The organism is Nocardioides sp. zg-1308 (assembly GCF_013155375.1).
GTDB lineage: Bacteria > Actinomycetota > Actinomycetes > Propionibacteriales > Nocardioidaceae > Nocardioides > Nocardioides renjunii.
On the sequence record NZ_JABJQY010000001.1, the window covers coordinates 148,063 to 169,522 of the forward strand.

The 21,460-nt window shown below is 73.3% G+C and carries 22 protein-coding genes; 5 read left to right on the forward strand and 17 right to left on the reverse strand.

Going from position 1 to position 21,460, the window contains the following annotated elements; all coding sequences use genetic code 11:
- Window positions 1-16: 16 nt before the first annotated feature.
- From ilvC to HN031_RS00760, 5 genes are all read right to left on the reverse strand, one after another.
- Complete coding sequence (ilvC, locus tag HN031_RS00740; protein ID WP_367650611.1) at window positions 17-1,045, reverse strand: ketol-acid reductoisomerase; 1,029 nt, start codon at window positions 1,043-1,045, stop codon at window positions 17-19.
- Between the two features lie 102 nt (window positions 1,046-1,147).
- Window positions 1,148-1,693: an acetolactate synthase small subunit gene (ilvN, locus tag HN031_RS00745; RefSeq protein WP_172264911.1), complete on the reverse strand. Its 546-nt coding sequence runs from the start codon at window positions 1,691-1,693 to the stop codon at window positions 1,148-1,150.
- Window positions 1,693-3,465 (reverse strand): acetolactate synthase large subunit, encoded by a 1,773-nt coding sequence (locus HN031_RS00750; RefSeq protein WP_172264914.1) that lies wholly within the window; start codon window positions 3,463-3,465, stop codon window positions 1,693-1,695. The genes ilvN and HN031_RS00750 overlap by 1 nt, the downstream gene beginning before the upstream one ends.
- 239 nt (window positions 3,466-3,704) lie before the next feature.
- A complete protein-coding gene (locus HN031_RS00755) occupies window positions 3,705-4,397 on the reverse strand; it encodes a 4a-hydroxytetrahydrobiopterin dehydratase (RefSeq protein WP_172264917.1) in 693 nt (230 codons plus the stop codon).
- Window positions 4,398-4,467: 70 nt separating this feature from the next.
- Window positions 4,468-5,487, reverse strand: coding sequence for a S66 peptidase family protein (locus HN031_RS00760; protein ID WP_172264920.1), 1,020 nt, complete (start codon window positions 5,485-5,487; stop codon window positions 4,468-4,470).
- Window positions 5,488-5,512: 25 nt separating this feature from the next.
- Between HN031_RS00760 and HN031_RS00765 the strand changes: the two genes are divergently transcribed.
- Window positions 5,513-5,968, forward strand: a complete 456-nt coding sequence (locus tag HN031_RS00765) for a hypothetical protein (protein WP_172264923.1) — start codon at window positions 5,513-5,515, stop codon at window positions 5,966-5,968.
- A 2-nt stretch (window positions 5,969-5,970) separates the two neighbouring features.
- Here HN031_RS00765 and HN031_RS00770 read toward each other — a convergent pair whose 3' ends face one another.
- Window positions 5,971-6,564, reverse strand: coding sequence for a TetR/AcrR family transcriptional regulator (locus HN031_RS00770; protein WP_172264926.1), 594 nt, complete (start codon window positions 6,562-6,564; stop codon window positions 5,971-5,973).
- A gap of 54 nt (window positions 6,565-6,618) precedes the next feature.
- Here HN031_RS00770 and HN031_RS00775 point away from each other — a divergent pair, with 54 nt between their 5' ends.
- Window positions 6,619-7,317, forward strand: a complete 699-nt coding sequence (locus tag HN031_RS00775; RefSeq protein WP_172264929.1) for a hypothetical protein — start codon at window positions 6,619-6,621, stop codon at window positions 7,315-7,317.
- A 24-nt stretch (window positions 7,318-7,341) separates the two neighbouring features.
- Here HN031_RS00775 and HN031_RS00780 read toward each other — a convergent pair whose 3' ends face one another.
- From HN031_RS00780 to HN031_RS00810, 7 genes are all read right to left on the reverse strand, one after another.
- Window positions 7,342-7,857 carry a deaminase gene (locus tag HN031_RS00780; protein ID WP_172264932.1) on the reverse strand — a complete coding sequence of 172 codons (516 nt, stop codon included), beginning with the start codon at window positions 7,855-7,857 and terminating at the stop codon, window positions 7,342-7,344.
- A complete protein-coding gene (locus HN031_RS00785) occupies window positions 7,854-8,270 on the reverse strand; it encodes a VOC family protein (protein WP_172264935.1) in 417 nt (138 codons plus the stop codon). The genes HN031_RS00780 and HN031_RS00785 overlap by 4 nt, the downstream gene beginning before the upstream one ends.
- Before the next feature lies 1 nt (window position 8,271).
- A complete protein-coding gene (locus HN031_RS00790; RefSeq protein ID WP_172264938.1) occupies window positions 8,272-8,994 on the reverse strand; it encodes a GNAT family N-acetyltransferase in 723 nt (240 codons plus the stop codon).
- Window positions 8,991-10,211, reverse strand: coding sequence for a kynureninase (gene kynU, locus HN031_RS00795; RefSeq protein ID WP_172264941.1), 1,221 nt, complete (start codon window positions 10,209-10,211; stop codon window positions 8,991-8,993). The genes HN031_RS00790 and kynU overlap by 4 nt, the downstream gene beginning before the upstream one ends.
- 19 nt (window positions 10,212-10,230) lie before the next feature.
- On the reverse strand, window positions 10,231-11,922 hold the full coding sequence (ilvD, locus tag HN031_RS00800) for a dihydroxy-acid dehydratase (RefSeq protein WP_172264944.1): 1,692 nt from the start codon (window positions 11,920-11,922) through the stop codon (window positions 10,231-10,233).
- Window positions 11,923-11,974: 52 nt separating this feature from the next.
- Window positions 11,975-12,568 carry a helix-turn-helix transcriptional regulator gene (locus HN031_RS00805; protein WP_172264947.1) on the reverse strand — a complete coding sequence of 198 codons (594 nt, stop codon included), beginning with the start codon at window positions 12,566-12,568 and terminating at the stop codon, window positions 11,975-11,977.
- Window positions 12,569-13,010: 442 nt separating this feature from the next.
- Complete coding sequence (locus HN031_RS00810; protein WP_172264950.1) at window positions 13,011-14,102, reverse strand: exo-alpha-sialidase; 1,092 nt, start codon at window positions 14,100-14,102, stop codon at window positions 13,011-13,013.
- 63 nt (window positions 14,103-14,165) lie between these two features.
- On the opposite strand from HN031_RS00810, the gene HN031_RS00815 reads away from it, so the two are divergent.
- The 3 genes from HN031_RS00815 to HN031_RS00825 are packed head-to-tail and all read left to right on the forward strand — an operon-like array spanning window position 14,166 to window position 16,832.
- Window positions 14,166-14,729 (forward strand): PadR family transcriptional regulator, encoded by a 564-nt coding sequence (locus HN031_RS00815; RefSeq protein ID WP_172264953.1) that lies wholly within the window; start codon window positions 14,166-14,168, stop codon window positions 14,727-14,729.
- A 13-nt stretch (window positions 14,730-14,742) separates the two neighbouring features.
- Window positions 14,743-15,669, forward strand: coding sequence for an EamA family transporter (locus HN031_RS00820; protein ID WP_172264956.1), 927 nt, complete (start codon window positions 14,743-14,745; stop codon window positions 15,667-15,669).
- Window positions 15,666-16,832, forward strand: coding sequence for a sorbosone dehydrogenase family protein (locus HN031_RS00825; protein ID WP_172264959.1), 1,167 nt, complete (start codon window positions 15,666-15,668; stop codon window positions 16,830-16,832). The genes HN031_RS00820 and HN031_RS00825 overlap by 4 nt, the downstream gene beginning before the upstream one ends.
- Window positions 16,833-16,848: 16 nt before the next feature.
- On the opposite strand, the gene HN031_RS00830 is transcribed toward HN031_RS00825, so the two are convergent.
- The 4 genes from HN031_RS00830 to HN031_RS00845 are packed head-to-tail and all read right to left on the reverse strand — an operon-like array spanning window position 16,849 to window position 21,454.
- Window positions 16,849-17,667 (reverse strand): ECF transporter S component, encoded by an 819-nt coding sequence (locus HN031_RS00830; RefSeq protein WP_172264963.1) that lies wholly within the window; start codon window positions 17,665-17,667, stop codon window positions 16,849-16,851.
- Window positions 17,664-19,259: an ABC transporter ATP-binding protein gene (locus HN031_RS00835; RefSeq protein WP_172264966.1), complete on the reverse strand. Its 1,596-nt coding sequence runs from the start codon at window positions 19,257-19,259 to the stop codon at window positions 17,664-17,666. The genes HN031_RS00830 and HN031_RS00835 overlap by 4 nt, the downstream gene beginning before the upstream one ends.
- Entirely contained in the window at window positions 19,256-20,353 is a 1,098-nt protein-coding gene (locus tag HN031_RS00840; RefSeq protein WP_172264969.1) for a CbiQ family ECF transporter T component, read from the reverse strand. The genes HN031_RS00835 and HN031_RS00840 overlap by 4 nt, the downstream gene beginning before the upstream one ends.
- A gap of 21 nt (window positions 20,354-20,374) precedes the next feature.
- Window positions 20,375-21,454, reverse strand: a complete 1,080-nt coding sequence (locus HN031_RS00845) for a hypothetical protein (protein WP_172264972.1) — start codon at window positions 21,452-21,454, stop codon at window positions 20,375-20,377.
- Window positions 21,455-21,460 lie beyond the last annotated feature (6 nt).

A 21,460-nucleotide genomic window follows, 5' to 3' on the forward strand; every position in this document is an offset into this window, starting at 1 on the left:
GCGCTCCGACGCGCGATCAGCGCGCGGCGGTGCCCTCGACGTAGTCGGAGTCGTGCGACTTCACCCACGCCATGAGCTTGCGCAGCTCGCGGCCGGTCTGCTCGATCGGGTGGGACTCACCCTTCTTGCGGAACTCGGTGAACTCCGGCGAGCCGCTGTCCATGTCGGTGATGAAGCGCTCGGCGAACGCGCCGTTCTTGATGTCGGCGAGCACGTCCTCCATGTTCTTCTTCACGTCGGGGGTGATCACCCGCGGTCCCGAGACGTAGTCGCCGAACTCGGCGGTGTCGGACACCGACCAGCGCTGCTTGGCGATGCCGCCCTCGTACATCAGGTCGACGATGAGCTTGAGCTCGTGCAGGCACTCGAAGTAGGCCACCTCGGGCTGGTAGCCGGCCTCGGTCAGCACCTCGAAGCCGTACTGCACCAACTGCGAGGCGCCGCCGCACAGCACGGCCTGCTCGCCGAAGAGATCGGTCTCGGTCTCCTCGGTGAACGTCGTCCTGATCCCGCCGGCCCGCAGGCCGCCGATGGCCTTGGCGTAGGACAGGGCGACGTCCCAGGCCTTGCCGGACTCGTCCTTCTCCACGGCCACGAGGACGGGGACGCCGCGGCCGTCGACGTACTCGCGGCGCACCAGGTGGCCGGGACCCTTCGGGGCCACCATGAAGACGTCGACGCCCTCGGGCGGGGTGATGTAGCCGAAGCGGATGTTGAAGCCGTGGCCGAAGACCAGGGTGTCGCCCGGGGTGAGCGCAGGCTCGATCTCCTCGGCGTAGAGCTTCCGCTGGTGCTGGTCGGGCGCCAGGATCACGATGAGGTCGGACTCCTCCGCCGCCTCGCGCGGCGTGAGGACGCGCAGGCCCTCGGCCTCGGCCTTGTCGCGGCTCTTCGAGCCCGGCTGCAGGCCGATCCGGACGTCGACACCGGAGTCGCGCAGGGACAGCGCGTGGGCGTGGCCCTGGCTGCCGTAGCCGATCACCGCGACGTTCTTGCCCTGGATCAGGCTCAGGTCGGCGTCGTCGTCGTAGAACATCTCAGCCACAGGGGCTCTCCTTCGTGGGTGGGGCGGGGGTGGGGTGACACTCGGTGGTCGAGCAGCCGCGTGGGACGAGCGGCGTCTCGGGATCGTGGGTGGAGACCTCGCTCAGGTGGCGAGGGCGGACGGCGGCGCCGGGACGGCGACGGGGCGGTGCGAGCGCTCGCTGATCGAGCGCGAGCCGCGGCCGATCGCGACCATGCCGGACTGGACGAGCTCGCGGATGCCGAAGGGCTCGAGCACGCGGAGCAGGTCGGCGAGCTTGTCGGCGTTGCCGACCGCCTGGACGGTGACCGCGTCGGGGGCGACGTCGACCACCTTGGCGCGGAACAGCTGGACGGCGTCGAGCACCGCGCCCCGGGTCGTGGCGTCGGCGCGGACCTTGACCAGCAGCAGCTCGCGGTTGACCGACCCGCCTCCGTCGAGCTCGACGATCTTGATCACCTCGACCAGCTTGTTGAGCTGCTTGGTGACCTGCTCGAGCGGCGACTCCTCCACGTTGACCACGATGGTCATCCGGGAGACCTCGGGGTGCTCGGTCGGCCCGACGGCGAGGCTGTCGATGTTGAAGCCGCGCCGCGAGAACAGGCCGGCGATGCGCGCGAGGACGCCCGGCTTGTTCTCCACCAGGACGGACAGGGTGTGCTTGCTCATCAGGCTCGGACCTCCCAGTCGTCCTCGACCTCGTCGAACTGCGGGGCGAGGTCGCGCGCGTACTTGATCTCGTCGTTGCTCGTGCCGGCGGCGACCATCGGCCACACCATGGCGTCGCGGTGGACGCGGAAGTCCACGACCACCGGCCGGTCGTCGATGGCCATCGCCTTCTCGATCGTGGCGTCGACCTCCCCGGGGGACTCGCAGGCCAGGCCGACGCAGCCGTAGGCCTCGGCGAGCTTGACGAAGTCGGGGATCCGCTTCGAGTGCAGGTCGGTGTTGGAGTAGCGCTCGTTGTAGAACAGCGTCTGCCACTGCCGGACCATGCCGAGCGACTCGTTGTTGATGATCGCGACCTTGATCGGGATGTCGTTGATCGCGCAGGTCGCCAGCTCCTGGTTGGTCATCTGGAAGCACCCGTCGCCGTCGATGGCCCACACGGTGGTGTCGGGCATCCCGACCTTGGCGCCCATCGCCGCGGGCACCGAGTAGCCCATCGTGCCGAGGCCGCCCGAGTTCAGCCAGGTGTGCGGCTTCTCGTAGCCGATGAACTGCGCGGCCCACATCTGGTGCTGGCCGACCCCCGAGGTGAAGATCGTGTCGGGCCCGGCGATCGCCCCCAGCCGCTCGATGACGTACTGCGGGGCGAGGCCGGTGTCGGGGGCGTCGTAGCCGAGCGGGTAGCGCTTCTTGATCCCGGCCAGGAAGGCGACCCACGCCTCGTAGTCGCCGTCGGCGCCCTCGGCGCGCAGGAGCGCCACCATCTGGGCGATGACCTCCTTGCAGTCGCCGACGATGGGCACGTCGGCGTGGCGGTTCTTGCCGATCTCCGCCGGGTCGATGTCGGCGTGGATGACCTGCGCCTGCGGGGCGAACGAGTCGAGGTTGCCGGTGACCCGGTCGTCGAAGCGGGCGCCGAGGCTGATGATGAGGTCGCTCTTCTGCAGGCCCGCGACGGCGGCCACGGTGCCGTGCATGCCCGGCATGCCGAGGTGCTGCGGGTGGCTGTCGGGGAAGGCTCCGCGCGCCATCAGGGTGGTGACGACGGGGATGCCGGTCAGCGCGGCGAGCTGGGCCAGCTCGCGCGAGGCGCCGGCGCGGATCACGCCGCCGCCGACGTAGAGCACCGGCCGGCGCGCGTCCTTGACGAGGCGCACGGCCTCCTTGATCTGCTTGGCGTGCGGGGTCGTCACCGGGCGGTAGCCGGGCAGGTGCAGCTCGCTCGGCCAGGCGAACGTCGTCTGCGCCTGGAGGGCGGACTTGGCGATGTCGACCAGCACCGGGCCGGGCCGGCCCGTCGAGGCGAGGTGGAAGGCCTCGGCGATCGTGCGCGGGATGTCGGCGGGGTCGGTGACGAGGAAGTTGTGCTTGGTGATCGGCATCGTGATGCCGCGGATGTCGGCCTCCTGGAAGGCGTCGGTGCCGATCATCGAGGCGCCGACCTGACCGGTGACGGCGACCATCGGCACGGAGTCCATGTGCGCGTCGGCCAGCGGGGTGACCAGGTTGGTGGCGCCGGGGCCGGACGTCGCCATGCACACGCCGACGCGGCCGGTGGCCGCGGCGTAGCCCTGGGCGGCGTGGCCGGCGCCCTGCTCGTGGCGTACGAGGACGTGCCGGATCCGCGTGGAGTCCATCAGCGGGTCGTAGGCCGGGAGGATCGCGCCGCCCGGGATGCCGAAGATGTCGGTGACGCCGGCCGCCTCCAGGGAGGTGACGAGGCTCTGGGCCCCGGAGACCGACCCGGTGGCCTGTCCGTCCTGCTCCGTCATGGTTCTTCTTTCCTCGTCAGCCCAACAAAAAACCCCTCGGCCCGGTGGGCGACGAGGGGTGACGCGTGTGCGGTGGGGTCTGGTGACCTCAGCCCACGCGTCGCGTGCGTACAAGAATCTCGGTGCGCATGCGACAACCGTCGTCGCCGGGGCCGTCCGGCGTCAAGCAAGTGTGACAGTCGTCCCAGCATGTGGAATCTGCGTCTCGACATGTGGCCGGACGGGCGCGGAAGCAGGGCTCAGCGGTCGAGCGGTGTGCAGATGCAGGACCGGTTGCCGTCGCGGTCCTCGACGACCCAGAACGACGGGGCGGCCGCGTCGCTGACCAGCCTCCCGCCGGCGTCCAGCACGGCCTGCAGCCGGTGCTCGGCCTCGTCGTGCGGCACCCAGACGTCGAGGTGCCAGCGCTGCTCGTGGTCCTGCGGCGGCAGCGAGGGGTCCTCGTCCGAGCCCTCGGCGTCCGGCACCTGGAACCACAGCCCGGGGACCTGCCCGCTGGGGTCCACCGGCTCCCCGTCGCGGACCTCGGCGCCGAGGAGCGCGGCGTAGAACCCGTCGAGCCCGGCCGCGTCCCCCGTGTCGAGGCCCACCTCGAAGCCGGTGAGCCCGGAGACGTCGGCGCTGACACCCATCTCGGCGGCGAACCCGCTGATCCGGCGCGCCAGGTCGACGTCGCGGCTGGTGATGCCGCCGACGTCGTGGCTCGACAGCGTCACGACCACCTCGGGATACGTCAGCGACACGGCGGGATGGTGGTCGGCCTCCTCGGCGGCGGCCCCGATCCGGTCGACGAGGGCCAGCCCGGTGGCGAAGTCGCCCGTGCGGAACCGGGCCTTGAGCCGGCGGAGGACGCTGCGCCAGTCGTCGAGCCCTGCGGCCAGCAGGTCGTCGTGGCTCAGCACCGCCCGCGGGTCGGGACTCGGGTCGCTCATGCCCCGACCCTGCCACGAGCCGCGGACACCCGCCAGAGCGGCTCTCGGCGCGGACCCACCGGCCGCACCCTCAGCCGAGGGTCTGGGTGATCCGGCGCAGGTCGCCGTCGACCTCCACCCGCGCCAGCGCCCCGTTGACGAGCGGGAGGTGGGGCGGGACGTGCCCGATCTCGAGGTCCCACACGATGGGCAGGTCGAGCCGCCCGAGGGCGTCGAGGACGGCCCCGCGCTGGGTCAGCTGCGGGTGGTCCGGCGCGCTCGTGCGCCCGACCAGCACGGCCGCAGCCCGGTCGAACCAGCCGGCGAGCCGGAGCGAGTGCAGGTAGCGGCAGATGTCGACCGCGTGGTCCTCGCACGCCTCGACGTAGACGATCGTCGGCTCGTCGAGCCGCTCGGCCCAGCCCCGCACATCGCCGTACGGCGTGCCGGCGAGGTGGGAGATGGTCTCGATGCAGCCCCCGACGAGGCGACCCGACACGTCGACGGCGCCACCTCCCTCCACGTCCCAGCCACCCGCGCCCACGCGGGGCCACTCGGTGGCGTGCGGCTCCTGCTCGAAGCGCACCCAGTCGGCCACGAGCCCTGAGTCGTGCTGCTCGAACGGTCCCGGGCCGCTCGCCAGCTCGAGCCAGTGCAGCAGCCCGTCGGGGACGGCGTACGGCGTGTCCGCGAGGTTGTCGCCGTGCAGGGTCGCCCAGCCGAGGCGGGTGGTGACCGGCACCAGCAGGGTCGAGATGTCGGAGAAGCCGACCAGCCAGGTCGGCTCGGCCTCGGCGAGCACGTCCCAGTCCAGCAGGTCGACGAGGTCGATCGCGGTCTCCCCGCCCCACGGCGGCACGACGCAGGCGATGTCGGGATCGGCGAGCATCCGGGTGAGCTCGGCCGCCCGTTGCGGCGCCGGCGCGGACGTCAGCCCGGTGCCGTCCATGCACTCCCCCACCACGACATCGAAGCCCCGGTCGCGCAGCCAGTCGACGCTGAAGGCGATCCGCGTCGCGGCGGCGCCCGAGGCACCCGCCGACGGCGAGGTGACGCCGATGCGGTCACCGGGGCGGAGCGGACGCGGGAAGCGCAGGGCCGGTGGCGTCATGCCCCGAGTCTGTCACTGTGGGTCCATGGGAACCGGACTCGGCGGCCTGCTGGAGCAGGCCATCCACTCGGCGACGGGGGTGCCGCGGCTCTACACCGCCGCGATCAGGGCCGGCCTGGGGCCGTCCGGGGCGATGGAGGTGCTGCTGGTCTCGCAGGCGGCGCTCGCCGCCGCGGCCAAGCACGGCCGGGGCGTGCCCGGGCGCAGCAACGCGATGCGGCACTTCCTGTGGCAGGCCGTCCTGACCGCACGCTTCGGCGCGGACGTCGCGCGCTCCGTCGCCGCAGCGCAGGAGACCGGCGCGTCGCGCGCCCGCGACTCCCGCGTCGACGAGCACAACAACGCGGCGGGACAGGCCTACGGCGCCGCGCACGCCGCCAGGCTCTCGGCCGGCTCGGCCGGCGACGCGGTGGACAGCCTGGTGCCGGAGGCGCTGGCGATGTGGGAGGCGGGCGAGCTGGTCTGGGTGCGCCCGCGCTGACCTCACGGTGCCAGCACCCGCCGAATGACGTCGAGGAGCGCGCCCCGCTGGCCCGCCGCGGTGAAGTCGGCGTCCGTCGCCAGCCGGCCGAGGAAGCCGTCGACGACGACCAGCAGCCACGCCGTGAGGTCGCGCGCCGACAGGTCCGTGCGCACCTGCTGCGCGTGCTGGGCGCGCGCGACCCAGGGCTCGAGGCCCTCCTGGAGCGCGCGTGCGTCGAGCGCGAGCGCCGCCTCGACCGCAGGGTCCCCCATCACTGCGCCGACGGCGCGGACGAACCCGGCCAGCCGCGGGTCCGACATCTCGTCGGCGGTGTGCCGGACCCAGTCCCCGATGACGGTGATCGGGTCGTCGTCGTCGATCCGCGCGTCGAACCACTCGCGCGCCTCGATGGTGCCGTGGGCCAGGATCGCGAGGAGCAGCGACTGCTTGGTCGGGAAGTAGTGGAAGAACGTCCCCGAGCCGATGCCAGCCTCGCGGCACAGCGCGGCCGTCGACGTGCCGGCGTAGCCGGAGCGCGCGAAGCAGGTCAGCGCGGCGTCGATGATCTGCAGGCGCCGGGCCTGGTGCCGCTCGGGGTCGACGGTGCGGGCCATGGTGCGTCAACCTTCCCTGGCAATTGATGGAGTGCTTGCTCTAGTATTCCACGCATGGGGGACGCACCGGAACGCTGGCACCTGGTCCACGACGAGCACGACCACGTGGTCGAGATCGTGCAGGGCAGGCTCGTGCGCCAGGTCTCCTGGACCCGCGACGGCGTCGAGCTGGCGTCCAGGAAGACCACCGACGAGACGGTGGTGCTGAAGGCCGACGGCGAGGAGCAGGCCGTCCGGCTGAAGTTCGGGGTGCTGGGTCCGGCTCGTCGCGTCACGCTGCACTCCTCGGACACGGAGGCGCAGACGGGCCTGGCCGGCACCGACCTCGAGCCCGAGGCCGGGTCCAGGGCGGCGGAGCGGGCCGAGTGGATCGGACGGCACCCCCACCTGCACACCGCACGCCAGACGGCGATCGCGGCGGCCGGGGTCGGCGTACCCGTGCTCGTCGTCTGGCTGCTGACGCTGGTCCCGTGGCCCGACCTCGACCTGCCGTCGATCCCGCTGCCCGACATGCCGTCCATCCCCTGGCCCGACCTGCCGGCCATCCCGTGGCCCGACCTGCCCTCGATCCCGTGGCCCGACGTCGACCTGCCCGACCTGCCGGGCTGGGTGGACACCGTGCGGAAGTTCGCCATCCCGATCCTCATCGCGTTCTTCATCGCCCGGGGCGAGGTCAAGCGGCGCCGGCGCGCGGAGGCGGAGCGGGCGGCCGGGAAGGCTGGGAAGGTCGAGAAGGTCGAGGACGAGACGTGAGGGTCTCGATACGCTCGTTTATCGCTACTCGACCAGCGACTGCTGCTCGACCGGGGGACGGCTCCAGTCGGTGAGGCCGGCGCGGTCGTGCTCGCCGTCGGGCCAGACCGCGCGGACCACGCCCGCCGCGGCGAGCGCCTTGCGGCAGCCGGGGCACGGCGGGTCGGTGATGTAGGCGGTCGCGCCCTTGGTGTCCCGGGTGGCGAAGAGCAGCGCGTTGACCTCGGCGTGGATCGCGATGCAGAACCCCGGCGTGCCGGGCCGGTCGTAGTCGCCGAGCCCGGGCACGTCGTCGTACCCCAGCAGCCCGCGAGGACAGGCTCCCCCGAGGCAGTCGTCCTCGCCGGGAGCGGCGCCGTTGTAGCCGGTGGCGATGATGCGGTGGTCGATGGTGAGCACCGCGCCGACGCGGCGGCGGGTGCACTTCGCGCGGGCGGCGACGGCCACCGCGATGCCGAGGAAGTAGTCGTCCCAGCCGGGGACGGCCCGGGCCCCGTCCCTCGTGGGCCCGACGGGCTGGACGGGCTCGGTGGCGGTCATGGGAGCACAGACTGCCCGATCTCGCCCGGGTTGTAGGCGACTTCCCAGCGGAAGCCGTCGGGGTCGGCGAAGTAGCCGGTGTAGCCGCCCCACTCGCGCTGGACCGCCTCGCCGACCACCGTGGCACCAGCGGCCCGCGCCTGCTCGAGGACGGTGTCGACCCCCTGCGTGGTGGCGAGGTTGTGGGCGAGCGTGATGGGAGGTACGCCGCCGCGCGCCGGCGCGTGGCCGACCTCGGCGACGAACGCCTGCTCGACCCAGAGGCTGAGGACCACCTTGTCGGCGACCCGGATCATGATCACCTCACCGGGCACGTCGAGCTCGGGCTCCCAGCCCAGCCCAGCGACGTAGAAGCGCCGGGTGGCGTCGAGGTCGGCCACGACGAGCGTGATGAAGCTGACGCGCTGGTCCATGTCACTGCTCCGTGCCGGGCTGGTCGGGCTGGGCGGGCCGGGCGGCGAGACGGACCCGCTGGCGACCCATGGCGTCGAAGTTGCGGTCGTCGAGCCAGTCGTCGAGGGCCTGCCTGACCCGCGGCCACTCGAGGTCGGTGATGGAGAACCAGTCGGTGTCGCGGTTGCGGCCCTTGTAGACGAGGGCGTTGCGGAACCGGCCCTCCCAGATGAAGCCCAGCCGGATCGCGGCGCGCCGCGACGCCCCGTTGAGGCTGTCGCACTTCCACTCGTAGCGGCGGTAGCCGAGGTCGTCGAACACGTGCCGCATCAGCAGCGTCATCGCCTCGGTCGCGGCCCGGCTGCGCTGCAGCTGCTTGCCGAAGGCGATCCCGCCGACCTCGACGGACCCCATCTCCGGGTCGATCCGCATCAGCGAGCAGAAGCCGGCGGCGCGGCCGGTCTCCACGGGCACGATGGCGTACATCACCTGGCCGGGGTCGCTCGCGCCGTGCTCGACGATCGCGGCCATCCCGTCGCGGTCGCGGGGCCGTTCCCAGAAGAGGTAGGTCCAGATCGGGTCGTCGTCCTCGCCGCAGACGGCGGAGACGAGGTCGTCGACGTGCTGGGGCCCGATCGGCTCGAGGCGGACTCCCCTGCCCTCGAGCGCGACTCGCTGCGGCGGCGGGACCGGTCGCCAGTCGACGGGGCGGCCGATGCGCTGTCTGTGGGCGTTCTGCGTCATCGCAGCGCCTCCGCCACGGCCGCGACGCCGCGCTCGACCTCGTCGTACGACGTGGACAGCGGGGAGAGGCCGATGCGCAGGCCACCGGGGTCGCGGTAGTCGGGGATCACGTCCTGCTCCCACAGCCGGGCGGTCACCTCGCGCATCCGCTCGTGGTGCAGGGTGACGTGGCCGCCGCGCTGCGCCGGGTCGCGCGGGGACGCGAGGGTGACCTCGGGCAGCATCGCGTCTGCGAGCTCGACGGCGTACGACGTCAGCGCGACGGACTTGGCCCGGATCGCCTCGAGGCCCGCCTCCTCGACGAGCTCGAGCATCGCCTGCATGGCGACCATGCCGAGGATCGGCGGCGTGCCGGAGATGAAGCGGCGGATGCCGGCCGCCGGGGTGTAGCCCGGGCCCATCCGGAACGGGTCGGCGTGACCCATCCACCCCTGGATCGGCTGCGTCAGCGCACCCTGCAGTCGGGCGTTGACGTAGCCGAAGGCGGGCGAGCCGGGGCCTCCGTTGAGGTACTTGTAGGTGCAGCCGACGGCCAGGTCGACGTCCCAGGCGTCGAGCGCCGTCGGGACCGCCCCGGCCGAGTGGCACAGGTCCCACAGCACGAGCGCGCCGGCGTCGTGGGCGATCCGGGTGAGCTCGGGGGCGTCGGCGAGCCAGGCCGAGCGGTAGGCGACGTGGTTGAGGACCACCAGGGCGGTGCGCTCCCCGACGGCCTCACGGAGCTGGTCGGCGGTGACACCGGTGGAGGTGTCGACCTCGATCCAGCGCAGGCTCAGCCCACGCTCGGCCGCGATGCCCTCCGCGACGTAGCGGTCGGTGGGGAAGTTGTCGGTGTCGATGACGATCTCGGTGCGGCCGGGCTCCGTGCGGGCGACGTGGTCGACCGCCGCGCGCATCAGCTTGTAGAGCCACACCGTGGTGGAGTCGCCGACCGCCGTCTGGCCCGGCGCCGCCCCGAGGCAGATGCGCGCGAGGTCGTCGCCCAGCGTGGTCGGCAGGTCCATCCAGCGCTCGTCCCACCCCCGGATCAGCCGCCCGCCCCACTCGTCGCGGACGAACGCGGCCAGCCGGTCGGCCGTCGCGGCGACGGGGCGTCCCAGGGAGTTGCCGTCGAAGTAGACGAGCTCGGACTCGGCGCCGGCGAAGCGCTCGCGGAAGTGGGCGAGCGGGTCGGCGGCGTCGAGCGCTGCTGCGGTGCGCGGAGGTGCGGTGGTCACGACCGCAACCTATCCGCCGTCAGTAGCAGACGGCCCCGTGGGCGGCGGACTGCACCACCTTGCGGTACTTGCCCAGCACGCCGCGGGTGTACTTCGGCGGGAGCGGCTCCCAGCCCTCGGCGCGCGTGGCCAGCTCGGCGTCGTCGACGTGCACGTCGAGGGTCATGCTGGCCACGTCGAGGGTGATCTGGTCACCGTCGCGCAGGAACGCGATCGGGCCGCCGTCGCTGGCCTCGGGCGCGATGTGGCCCACGCAGAGCCCGGTCGTGCCTCCGGAGAACCTGCCGTCGGTGATCAGCAGGACGTCCTTGCCGAGGCCGGCGCCCTTGATCGCGCCGGTGATGGCCAGCATCTCGCGCATGCCCGGCCCGCCCTTGGGACCCTCGTAGCGGATCACGACGACGTCGCCGGCCTTGATCGCACCCTCGCCGAGGGCGTCGAGCGCCTTGCGCTCACCGTCGAAGACGCGCGCGGTGCCGGTGAAGGTGGAGTCGTCGAAGCCGGCGCTCTTGACCACGGCACCCTCGGGGGCGAGCGTGCCCTTGAGGATCGTGAGACCGCCGGTGGCGTGGATGGGGCGGTCGAGCTGGCGCAGGATCTCGCCGTCGAGCGGCTTGGGGTCGAGGTCGGCGAGGTTCTCCGCCATCGTCTTGCCGGTGCAGGTGAGCACGTCGCCGTGCAGGTGACCGGCGTCGAGCAGGGCGCGCAGCAGCACGGGGATGCCGCCGACGCGGTCGAAGTCGGTCCACACGAAGCGGCCGAACGGCTTCATGTCGGCCAGGTGCGGGACCGTCCTGCCGATGCGGGTGAAGTCGTCGAGGGTGAGGTCGACCTCCGCCTCGCGGGCGATCGCCAGCAGGTGCAGGACGGCGTTGGTCGAGCCGCCGAGGGCCATCGCCATCGCGATCGCGTTCTCGAAGGCGGGTCGGGTCATGATCTGGCGGGCGGTGATGCCCTGGCGCAGCATGCCGACGACGGCCTCGCCGGACTTGTGGGCGAACCCGTCGCGGCGACGGTCCACGGCCGGCGGGGAGGACGAGCCGGGCAGCGACATGCCGAGCGCCTCGGCGACGCTGGCCATGGTGTTGGCGGTGTACGCCCCGCCGCAGGCGCCCTCGCCGGGACAGATCGCGCGCTCGATCTCGTCGACCTTCTCCCGGCTGATCTTGCCCGCCAGGCACGCGCCGACCGCCTCGAAGGCGTCGATGATCGTCACGTCCTTGCCGTCGACCTGCCCGGGCATGATCGTGCCGGCGTAGAGGAAGACGCTGGCCAGGTCGAGCCGGGCGGCGGCCATCAGCATGCCGGGCAGCGACTTGTCGCAGCCGGCGAGGAGGACCGAGCCGTCGAGGCGCTCGGCCATCATCACGGTCTCGACCGAGTCCGCGATGACCTCGCGGCTGACGAGGGAGAAGTGCATCCCCTCGTGGCCCATCGAGATGCCGTCGGAGACCGAGATGGTGCCGAACTCGAGCGGGAAGCCACCGGCTGCGTGCACGCCGTTCTTCACCGCCTTGGCGAGGCGGTCGAGCGAGAGGTTGCAGGGGGTGATCTCGTTCCAGCTGGAGGCCACACCGATCTGCGGCTTCTCCCAGTCGTCGTCACCCATGCCCACCGCGCGGAGCATCCCCCGCGCAGCAGTGGCCTCGAGACCGTCGGTGACGTCGCGGCTCCGGGGCTTGATGTCGGGACCGTTGGCTGCGTGCGTCATGCGGTCAGGCTAGTCGGGGGCCACTCTCCTGCTGCGTCGTGTCTCATCCGGGTCACGCTGCCGGGTGCCTGCGGCGTTGCTCGAGGAGCTCGTCGCGTCGCTCGTCGCGGTGCTCGGCCTCGGCCGCGAGCTGGCGCAGCGAGGGATGGTCGTCGGGGGTGCCCCACATCAACCGCTCCAACCGGCGCAGCCACCGGCTGGTCCGGCAGCGGACCATCGGGTCGCGCCTGACCCGCGACTGGTCGACCCAGTTCCACAGCTCCATGCTCGAACGCAACCCTGCCGGCGCCCACCACCCGTTGACCCGCAGGTCGACGTGCGCCGGGAACCGGCTCCCACCATGTTGGCGGGCACCGTCGTCGCGCATCGGCTCGACCTCCTCCCCGGTGTCCACGGCGACGTACCGCTCCCGCAGCCCCGCCATCCGCACCATCGCGTGCAGCACGCTCGCCCGAGGACTCGTGCGTCCGGTCTCCCACCGCGCCACCACCGACTGCGACACCTCCAACAACCCGGCCAATCCCCGCTGCGACACGTCCAGGATCCGCCGCACCCGGCGCACCATCCCCGGGATCCCGCCCTCGAACGGCCCCAGGTCGTACCACTGCCACTCCGCCTCACCCCACCACCCAGCCGGCTCACCCACCCCGGCCCCCGCCACTGCCGCCGCTGCCGTTGCTGTCGTCGTACCGCCCATCGCCTGCTCCTCGCCCTGTGTGCCGGTCTCGTCCAGCCATCACAAACCGAGCCGGCGACACAGTGGTCCCGCTCTCCACAGCACGCCCGCACCGGCGCGTTCGCCAGCACCTGTGGACGCTTGGCGGCCCGCCACCGCCAGCAGCGGACCCTCCCGACCACCCCACCCGGCGCGTCCTAGCCCTTGAGTCGCTCACAGACTCAAGACCGAGGAACCACCAAGGCTGGTGCCGGCCGAGGCGCGCCTACGCCTTGAGTCGCTCAGAGACTCAAGGCCTAGGAAGGCTGATGGGGCGGCCACGGGGCCGGGCCTGAACGGCCGTGACGATCCGGGACGCCGCGGCGGACGGCCCGTCGCGGGGCTGGCCTGCGCCAGCCAACGACCCGGTTGGTCAGTCGAGCTTCGCGGCCCGCACGACCAGCACGTCGGGGAGGTCCTTCTGGATCTCCTGCCAGCTGGCGCCTTCGTCGGGCGAGGCCCAGACGCTCCCGTTGCGGCCGCCGAAGTAGAGGCCCACCTGCTCGTGGTCGTCGGCGCACATCCCGTCGCGCATGACGGCGGTGAAGTAACCGTCCGGCAGGCCGCCGTCGCCCAGCGGCTCCCACGACGAGCCGGCGTCGGTCGTGCGGTAGACGCGGGCCTTGCCGTCGACGGGCCAGCGGGCGCCGGCGCTGTCGATGGGGAAGGTGTACGCCGTGTCGCCGCGGTGGGGGTGGGCGACCATCGCGAAGCCGAACTCCGTCGGCAGGCCGGGGGCGATGTCGACCCAGGACGCGCCGCCGTCGTCCGAGCGGTAGACGCCGCCGTGGTTCTGCAGGTAGAGCCGGTCCGGGTCCGCGGCGTCGCGGGCGACCTTGTGGACGCACTGGCCGAACTCGGGGTAGTTGCGGTCGCCGGGGAAGAACTCGGCCTTGACCCCTGAGTTCGAAGGCTTCCACGACTCACCGCCGTCCGCGGTCGTGTAGACGCCTCCGGTCGAGAGGGCCACCAGCACGTGGTCGGCGTCGCGGGGGTCCGGGAGGATCGTGTGGAACGCCTGGCCGCCGAACCCCTCGTTCCACTCCTCGCGGTGGGGGTGGTCCCACAGCCCGCGCACCAGGGAGAACGTCTCACCCCGGTCGGTCGAGCGGAAGACGGCTCCCGGCTCGGTGCCGGCCCAGACCACGTCGTCCTCGAAGCCCGGCTGGAGCTGCCACACGCGGGCCAGCGTCGCGCCGGTGTCCTCGGGGAAGCGGGCGGCCCCGTTGGGGGTCTCGTCCCACGACTCGCCCAGGTCGTCCGAGCGCCAGACCTGAGGGCCCAGCCAGCTCGAGGACGCCCCCGCGAGCAGCCGCGGCGCGGACGACCGGGTGTCCACCATGACGGAGTAGACCTCCTCCATGGGGAAGTGCGGACCCGTCCAGTCCCACGCCGAGCGGGCCTCGTCGGACGTCCCGAGCCACATGCCCTTGCGGGTCCCGACCATGAGCAGCGTGCGCGACATCTGGAGCCTCCCGACCGCCGGTTCCGTGACTATTCCGATTAGGAACACTACTCTCGGGGCGAGATGAGTCAAGACCTCCCGGCGACCGGCTACGCGATCCTCGGCCTCCTCACCTTCGGCGACGAGCTGACGGGGTACGAGATCAAGCAGCGCGCCGACATCACGCTCCGCTTCTACTGGGTCTCGCCCGCGATGAGCCAGATCTACACCGAGCTGCGCCGCCTCACCGACCGCGGCCTGGTCGCCGCCGCCGCCCGGACGGACGGCGGCCGGGAGGTGACGTCGTACGCCATCACCGAGACCGGGCAGGCCGCGCTCAGGGCGTGGATGGACGGCACGCCGGCCGGCTTCCCGGTGCTCAAGCACACCGTCCTGCTCCGGCTGCTCGTCGGGCACGCGACCGAGCCGGAGCAGACCGCCCGGATGCTCGAGGAGTACGTCGCCGAGCTGGCGCAGGCGACCGCGGACCTCGCCGAGGTCCGCGAGTCCCTGCGCGGCGCGGACCGCCCCGGTGAGCCGCTGCGCTTCCCCTCGCTGGTGGCCGACTGGGGACTGGACTACTTCGCCGCGGAGACCCGCCACGCGCACCGTGCGCTGGACAGCCTCCAGGACGACCGGTCGGCCTGAATAGGCTTGCCCGGTGACCTCCCGACCGAGCCGAGACCTCCTCGGCCCCGTCGGACTGGTCCTCATCGGCATCCTGTCGGTCCAGCTCGGCGCCGCCATTGCCAAGGGCCTGTTCGGGGAGATCTCGCCGACGGCCATGGTGTGGCTGCGGCTGGTCACCAGCGCCCTCGTGCTCGCCGCGGTCGCCCGCCCGCGCCTGGGCGGACGCACCCGCCAGGACTGGCTGGTCGTCCTCGGCTTCGGCGCGAGCCTGGCCACCATGAACTGGGCGATCTACCAGTCCTTCTCGCGCATCCCGCTCGGCATCGCGGTGACGATCGAGTTCATCGGACCACTGACGCTGGCCGTCGTGGGGTCGCGCCGCGCCCGCGACCTGGTCTGGGTCCTGCTGGCCGGCGCCGGGGTGGCGCTGCTCGGCTTCCAGCGCACGGGCCTCGACCCGCTGGGAGTCGTGTACGCCCTGCTGGCTGGCGCGGCGTGGGCGGCGTACATCCTGCTGAGCGCCAGCACCGGGCGGCGTTGGGCGGGCTTCGACGGGCTGGCGGTGGCCAGCGTCGTCGCGGCGCTCGCGATGACCCTGCCCGCCCTGCTCACCGCCGGGACGAGCCTGTGGGACGGCCGCGTCCTGCTGATCGGCGCGCTGGTCGGGCTGCTGAGCTCGGTCATCCCCTACAGCTGCGAGCTGGTCGCGCTGCGCAGCCTCCGGCCGGCCGTCTTCGGGATCCTGATGAGCCTCGAGCCCGCCGCCGCAGCGCTCGCCGCCATCGTCGTGCTGCAGGAGCACCTGTCGCCGGTCCAGTGGGTCGCGATCGCGTGCGTCGTCGCGGCCTCCATCGGCGCCACCCGTTCCGGGTCGACGCCCGGCGAGCCGCCGGCGGGCCCGGACGCCGACGACGTCGAGCGAGGACGTTCGGCGACACCCGGCACAATCGCGACATGAGATCGCGACTGGCCCTCGGCTCGCTGGCGCTCGCGCTCGCCACCGCCGGCTGTGCCGACAACACGCCCGCGCCGATCCCCCGCACGACCCAGCCGACCGACGCACCCAGCCAGCCGACGCCGACCGAAGAGCCCGGGAACAATGGGCAGTCCGGCGGGTCGGACGACGGCGGCGAGTCCGGCACCGGCGGCGACCGGGAACCGCGGGCCGTCGGCACCCTCGTCGACCTCCTCGAGGTGCCGTGGGGTGTCGACTTCCTGCCCGACGGCGCCGCGGTCGTCACCGAGCGGATGACCGGGCGGGTCCTGCAGGTCACCGCGGACGGCACGCTGAGCCGCCTCGGCGCCATCACCTCGGCCGTGCCGCAGGGCGAGGCCGGCCTGCTCGGCGTCGCGGTCTCCCCGGACTTCGACACCGACCGGACGCTGTTCTTCTACGTCACGACCGGCACCGACAACCGCGTCGTCAGGGCCGAGCTCGACGGCTCCCGGCTCGGTGAGCCGAGCGTGGTCCTCGACGGCATCCCGGCCGGCTTCATCCACGACGGCGGGCGCATCGCGTTCGGCCCGGACGGCCACCTCTACGTCACCACCGGCGAGACCGGCGACCCCGCGCTCGCGCAGGACCCCGACAGCCTGGCCGGGAAGATCCTGCGCATCACCCCGGACGGCGAGCCGGCGCCCGGCAACCCCGACCCCGGCTCCCCCGTCTGGTCGCTCGGCCACCGCAACGTGCAGGGCCTCGCCTGGGACGACGAGGGCCGGCTGTGGGCCTCCGAGTTCGGCGACTCCACCTGGGACGAGCTCAACCTCGTCGAGAAGGGCGGCAACTACGGCTGGCCCGAGGTCGAGGGGCGGGGCGGTCGGAAGCAGTTCATCGACCCCCAGCTCGTCTGGCCGGTCGAGCAGGCGTCCCCCAGCGGGCTGTCGTACGCCGACGGGCACCTCTGGATGGCCGGGCTCCGCGGCCAGCGCCTGTGGCGGATCACGGTCACGGCGGCCGGCGAGGCGGCCCGGCCGACGGCGTTCTTCACCGAGGACTACGGCCGGCTGCGCACGGTGGCCACGGCCCCCGACGGGCTGCTGTGGGTGACCACCTCCAACCAGGACGGTCGCGGCGAGCCGACGCCCGCGGACGACAGGATCATCCAGGTCCGTCCCTGACCCGCTGCCGGGCGCGTCAGCCCGGGCGTACGACGGCGCGACGCGCGGCGCGACGCAGCGTGGTGAGGATGGCCGGACCGAGGACGACGACGGCCACCGCGGTCGTGATCGCTCGACCGGTGTCCCAGCCGCCGGTCGACGTGAGCAGCGTGTAGACGAGGAACCGGTGCGCGTTCTCCAGCACCGGCGCCCCGGCGACGTAGGCCAGCGACCCCTCGTAGCCGGGCACGGCGATGCCCAGCGCGAACGGCCAGGAGCTGAGGTTCATCAGGAGGCCGTAGGCGTAGGAGGCGACGACGGCGTAGACCACGAGCATCGCGATCTCGGCCCGCCCGCCGGCGCGCCGCGGGAGCAGCCCGGCGCCCATCCCGACCCAGGCGGCGCAGATCATCTGGAACGGCAGCCACGGGCCGACGCCCGCGGTGAGGAGCGCGGAGGCGAACAGCGACGTGCAGCCGAGCGCGAAGCCGAAGCCGGCGCCGAACACCCGCCCGCCCAGGATGAGCAGGAAGAACACCAGCTCGATGCCGGCCGTGCCCGCGCCGAGGGCGCGCATCACGGCGTTGATGGCCGAGAGGACGCCGAGCACGGCGAGGACCCGCGAGTCCATCCCGCCCTCCCCCATCTCAGCGAGGACGACGACCACCACGACGGGGAGCAGCACGAGGAACACGAACGGCGGCTCGACCCGCTCGCCTGGCTGGGCGACGAGCAGGAACGGCCAGCAGAGCATCATCAGCCCGGCGAGCGAGGCGACGACGAGGACGGCGGCGGTGCGCGGCCCGATCGGCAGGGCGACACCCGTCGCCGGGGTCGTGCGGTCGAGGATGCTCATCGGGCGTCCCTCGTCCCGAGCGCGGCGGCCACTTCCTCCACGACGAGCCACGGGGCGCCGAGGACCTTGGTGACCTGCGGCGCGAACGACGGCGACTCGGCGAGCACCCGACGCGGCGGTCCGCTGGAGACGACCTCGCCCTCGGCCATCACGACGACCTCGTCGGCGACGTGGGCCGCGAACTCCACGTCGTGGGTCGCGAGCAGCACCGCGTGCCCGTCCTCGGCGAGGCCCGCGACGATGCGGGCGAGCTCGCCCTTGCCGGCGTAGTCCAGGCCGCGCGTGGGCTCGTCGAGCAGCACGACCGGCGGGCGGGTGGTGAGGACGATCGACAGGGCGAGCGCGAGCCGCTGGCCCTCGGAGAGGTCGCGCGGGTGGATCCGCGGGTCGATCCCGGGCGCCAGCCGGTCGAGGAGGGCGCGGCCGGTGCCGGGCGCGGCGTCGGCGCCGGTGTCCGCGGCGGCGCACTCCTCGTCGACCGTCTCGAGGTAGAGCAGGTCGGCGGCCGTCTGCGGCACGAGCCCGACGCGCGTACGACGCTCGGCGGGCGCGAGGGCGGCGGGGTCGCGGCCGTCGACGTCGACGGTGCCCGAGCGGCGCCGACCCGTGCCCTGCAGCGCCCAGATGAGGCTGGACTTGCCGGACCCGTTGCGACCCATCAGCACGGTCACCTGGCCGGCCGCGAGCGTCAGGTCCAGGTCGCGGACCGCGGCGTGGGAGCCGTGGACGACCGTGACGCCGCGCGCCGCGAGCAGCGCCGGGGACGCCACGGCAGGGGTGGGATCGGGAGCGACGAGCTCCGGCAGCGAGCGGGCGTGGCGCCGGGCGTCGCGCACCGTCAGCGGCAGCGGCTCCCAGCCGGCGAGGCGGCCCAGCTCGACCAGCGGCGGCGCCACCGGCGAGTCCCGGAGCACCTGCTGGGGCTCGTCGACGCGGACGGAGCCGTCGCCGGTGACCAGGCAGATGCGGTCGGCGAACGGCACGACCCGCTCGAGCCGGTGCTCGGCGAGCAGCACGGTCAGGCCGAGGTCGTGGACCAGCCGGGTGATGGTGGCGAGGACGTCCTCGGCCGCGGTGGGGTCGAGGGCCGACGTCGGCTCGTCCAGCACGAGGACGCGGGGATGCGTGGTGAGGACCGAGCCGATGGCGACCCGCTGCTGCTGGCCACCGGAGAGGGTGCGGAGGTCCCGGGCGCGGAGGTCGGCGATGCCGAGCAGGTCGAGCGTCTCCTCCACCCGGCGCCGCATCGTCTCGGGAGCGGTCCCGAGCTGCTCCATGCCGTAGGCCAGCTCCTCCTCCACCGTGTCGGCGACGAAGCCCGAGAGCGGGTCCTGGCCCACGTAGCCGACCAGGTGCGCCCGCTCCCGCGGCGGCTGGTCCACGATGCTGCGGCCGTCGAGCAGGACGTCGCCGGTGAGGACGCCGCCGGTGAACCTCGGCACGAGGCCGGTCACCACGCCGAGGAGCGTCGACTTCCCGACGCCGGTCCGCCCGGAGACGAGGACCAGCTCACCCTCGTCGAGGGTGAGGTCGACGCCGCGGAGGACGTGGTGCTCGGCGTAGCGCAGGCCGATGTCGCGCAGCTCGATCATGCCGTCGCCTCGAGCTGGGCCAGGGCGCTGGCCGGGACCGGCGTGGCGACGGCCGGGACGGCGCCCAGGACGCCGACGGCGAGGGCGAGCGGGGAGAGGTACGGCGCCACGTCGACGCCCGGGTAGGCGACGGCGACCTGCGTGTGGGCGACCCACCAGCCCAGCACGGCCACGACCACCCCGGTGGCGACGGTCAGCAGCTCCGGTGCGCGCCACGGGTCGGGCCGGTAGCGGGTCCGCTGCACCCGGCGGCCGGCGCTGACCATCCCCAGCACGGCCACCGCGACGCCGGCGCCGAGCAGCGGTAGGGCGAGGAGCCGCGGGGCGGTGGGGTCGAGCCACGCGTAGGTCCCGACGCAGATGCCGGTCAGCGCGACCAGCAGCAGCGACCCGGTCAGCCGGCGCTCGCGGGGCGTCGCACCACCGGAGCGACCGTAGCCGCGGGTGTCCATGCCGGCGGCCAGCGCGAGGGAGCGCTCGAGCGCGTCCTCGAGGACCGGGACGAGGAAGCGGCGCAGGCGCGCGACACCGGTCGTCGTGCCGCCGCGGAGCGCCTGGGCGGCGCGGACCCGGCGGGCGCTGTCGGCGAGCTGCGGGAAGATCGTCACGGCGACGACCATCGCGGTGCCGATCTCGTAGAGCGCCGGGGGCACCGACGCGAGGAGCCGCTTGGGGTTCGCGAGCGAGTTGGCCGCTCCGACGCACAGGATGATCGCGGCGAGCCGGAGGCCGTCGTAGAGCCCGGCGAGCAGCGCCTCGCTGGTGACCGGCCCGAGCAGCCGGATCCCGGCCGCCCAGTCGGGCAGCGGGACCTCGGGCAGGTCCAGCAGCACGTGGCCGACCGCCTGGCCGCCGAAGACGATCCGGAACACCACCCGGAGGACCACCGTCATGGCGGCGAGCAGGGCGTACAGCCGGAACGACCGGCCGTAGGGATGCCCGGACCGGCGTGCCATCACCACGACCGTCGCCGACCCCATGACGAGGATCAGCACCAGCGGGTTGGTGGTCAGGGACGCAGCAGTGGCCAGCCCGATCGCCCAGGACCACCAGGCGATCGGGTGCAGGTCACGCGGCAGTCCCGTCACGGGCACGGCCGGTCCGGGCACGGCGCGTCAGACCCCCCGTCTACGACGCGCCACGACGCCACTGACCACGATCGCGATCGCGAGCAGGGCGACGACACCCCACGTCACCGCGGCCGGCACCTTGGCCGGCTCGTCGGCAGCCGGTCGACCGGCCTCCGTGGGAGCACTGGGACTTGAGTCTCCCGGAGACTCAGAGCCGGGATCGGCGGCCGTGGGGTCCTCACTGGCGCTTGAGTCTCCAGGAGACTCATCGTCGAGGGAGCCATCCCGGGCGGCCTTCTTGGACCGTGAGTCGCTGGGAGACTCAGAGGCCAGGGGCGACTCGGTGGGGTCGCTCGGCGACGACTGCGAGGGCGACTCAGCAGGCGACCCGGAGGGCGACTCGGAGGGCGACGCCGTCGGGGAACCGGACGGGGTCGCGGTCGGGGACGGGCTCGGCGACGACCCGCCGCCGGTCCCGCCCGAGCCGCCCGTGCCCCCACTGTTGCCGCCACCGTTGCTGCCGCCCTTGCCGCCACCGCCACCGCCACCGCCGCCGTTGCCCTGGCCACCGGTCGTCGGGGTCGGGGACGACGGGGAGGCGGTCGGGGACGGGGAAGGCGTGGGCGCGGGGGCCACCGGCGGCGCCACGCCGGGCGGTACGGCGTTGCCCGTGCCCTGCTTCCAGGACCAGCCGACCGACCCGCCGGCGGGGACGGTCAGACCGCCGACGCCGGAGGACGAGTACGTCCACGATCCGGCAGAGCCGTCGGACCACCACAGGCCCCAGTAGGCGTCGACCGGCGAGGCGTTGACGCACGGGTCCGCGGTGGGCACTCCGTTGACGCGGCACACGAAGCCCGGCTGCCGGGTCGCGTAGGAGATGCCGACCCCGACGGAGGCGAAGATCGCGTCAGCGGTCCTGCCGCCGCCGTCGGCCGCGCACGCGGTGGTGGTGCCCCCGCCGAGCTCGCGGTAGTCGACGACCACGCTGACGCCACCGGCCGAGGTGCAGGTGGCCGCGTCAGCGGGCGCGAGGACCGCCGTCGGGGCGAGCAGGACCGGTCCTGCACCGAGCACGGCCACGGCCAGTGCCCGGGTGAGGGACCGCATCCTCGAGGCGCTCATCGGTGC

Bases quoted from the DNA above. Each gene is read 5' to 3' on its own strand.
- ilvN (WP_172264911.1), bottom strand. From the start codon at position 1,693: ATGAGCAAGCACACCCTGTCCGTCCTGGTGGAGAACAAGCCGGGCGTC.
- HN031_RS00750 (WP_172264914.1), bottom strand. From the start codon at position 3,465: ATGACGGAGCAGGACGGACAGGCCACCGGGTCGGTCTCCGGGGCCCAG.
- HN031_RS00755 (WP_172264917.1), bottom strand. From the start codon at position 4,397: ATGAGCGACCCGAGTCCCGACCCGCGGGCGGTGCTGAGCCACGACGAC.
- HN031_RS00760 (WP_172264920.1), bottom strand. From the start codon at position 5,487: ATGACGCCACCGGCCCTGCGCTTCCCGCGTCCGCTCCGCCCCGGTGAC.
- HN031_RS00765 (WP_172264923.1), top strand. From the start codon at position 5,513: ATGGGAACCGGACTCGGCGGCCTGCTGGAGCAGGCCATCCACTCGGCG.
- HN031_RS00770 (WP_172264926.1), bottom strand. From the start codon at position 6,564: ATGGCCCGCACCGTCGACCCCGAGCGGCACCAGGCCCGGCGCCTGCAG.
- HN031_RS00775 (WP_172264929.1), top strand. From the start codon at position 6,619: ATGGGGGACGCACCGGAACGCTGGCACCTGGTCCACGACGAGCACGAC.
- HN031_RS00780 (WP_172264932.1), bottom strand. From the start codon at position 7,857: ATGACCGCCACCGAGCCCGTCCAGCCCGTCGGGCCCACGAGGGACGGG.
- HN031_RS00785 (WP_172264935.1), bottom strand. From the start codon at position 8,270: ATGGACCAGCGCGTCAGCTTCATCACGCTCGTCGTGGCCGACCTCGAC.
- HN031_RS00790 (WP_172264938.1), bottom strand. From the start codon at position 8,994: ATGACGCAGAACGCCCACAGACAGCGCATCGGCCGCCCCGTCGACTGG.
- ilvD (WP_172264944.1), bottom strand. From the start codon at position 11,922: ATGACGCACGCAGCCAACGGTCCCGACATCAAGCCCCGGAGCCGCGAC.
- HN031_RS00810 (WP_172264950.1), bottom strand. From the start codon at position 14,102: ATGTCGCGCACGCTGCTCATGGTCGGGACCCGCAAGGGCATGTGGCTC.
- HN031_RS00815 (WP_172264953.1), top strand. From the start codon at position 14,166: ATGAGTCAAGACCTCCCGGCGACCGGCTACGCGATCCTCGGCCTCCTC.
- HN031_RS00825 (WP_172264959.1), top strand. From the start codon at position 15,666: ATGAGATCGCGACTGGCCCTCGGCTCGCTGGCGCTCGCGCTCGCCACC.
- HN031_RS00830 (WP_172264963.1), bottom strand. From the start codon at position 17,667: ATGAGCATCCTCGACCGCACGACCCCGGCGACGGGTGTCGCCCTGCCG.
- HN031_RS00835 (WP_172264966.1), bottom strand. From the start codon at position 19,259: ATGATCGAGCTGCGCGACATCGGCCTGCGCTACGCCGAGCACCACGTC.
- HN031_RS00845 (WP_172264972.1), bottom strand. From the start codon at position 21,454: ATGAGCGCCTCGAGGATGCGGTCCCTCACCCGGGCACTGGCCGTGGCC.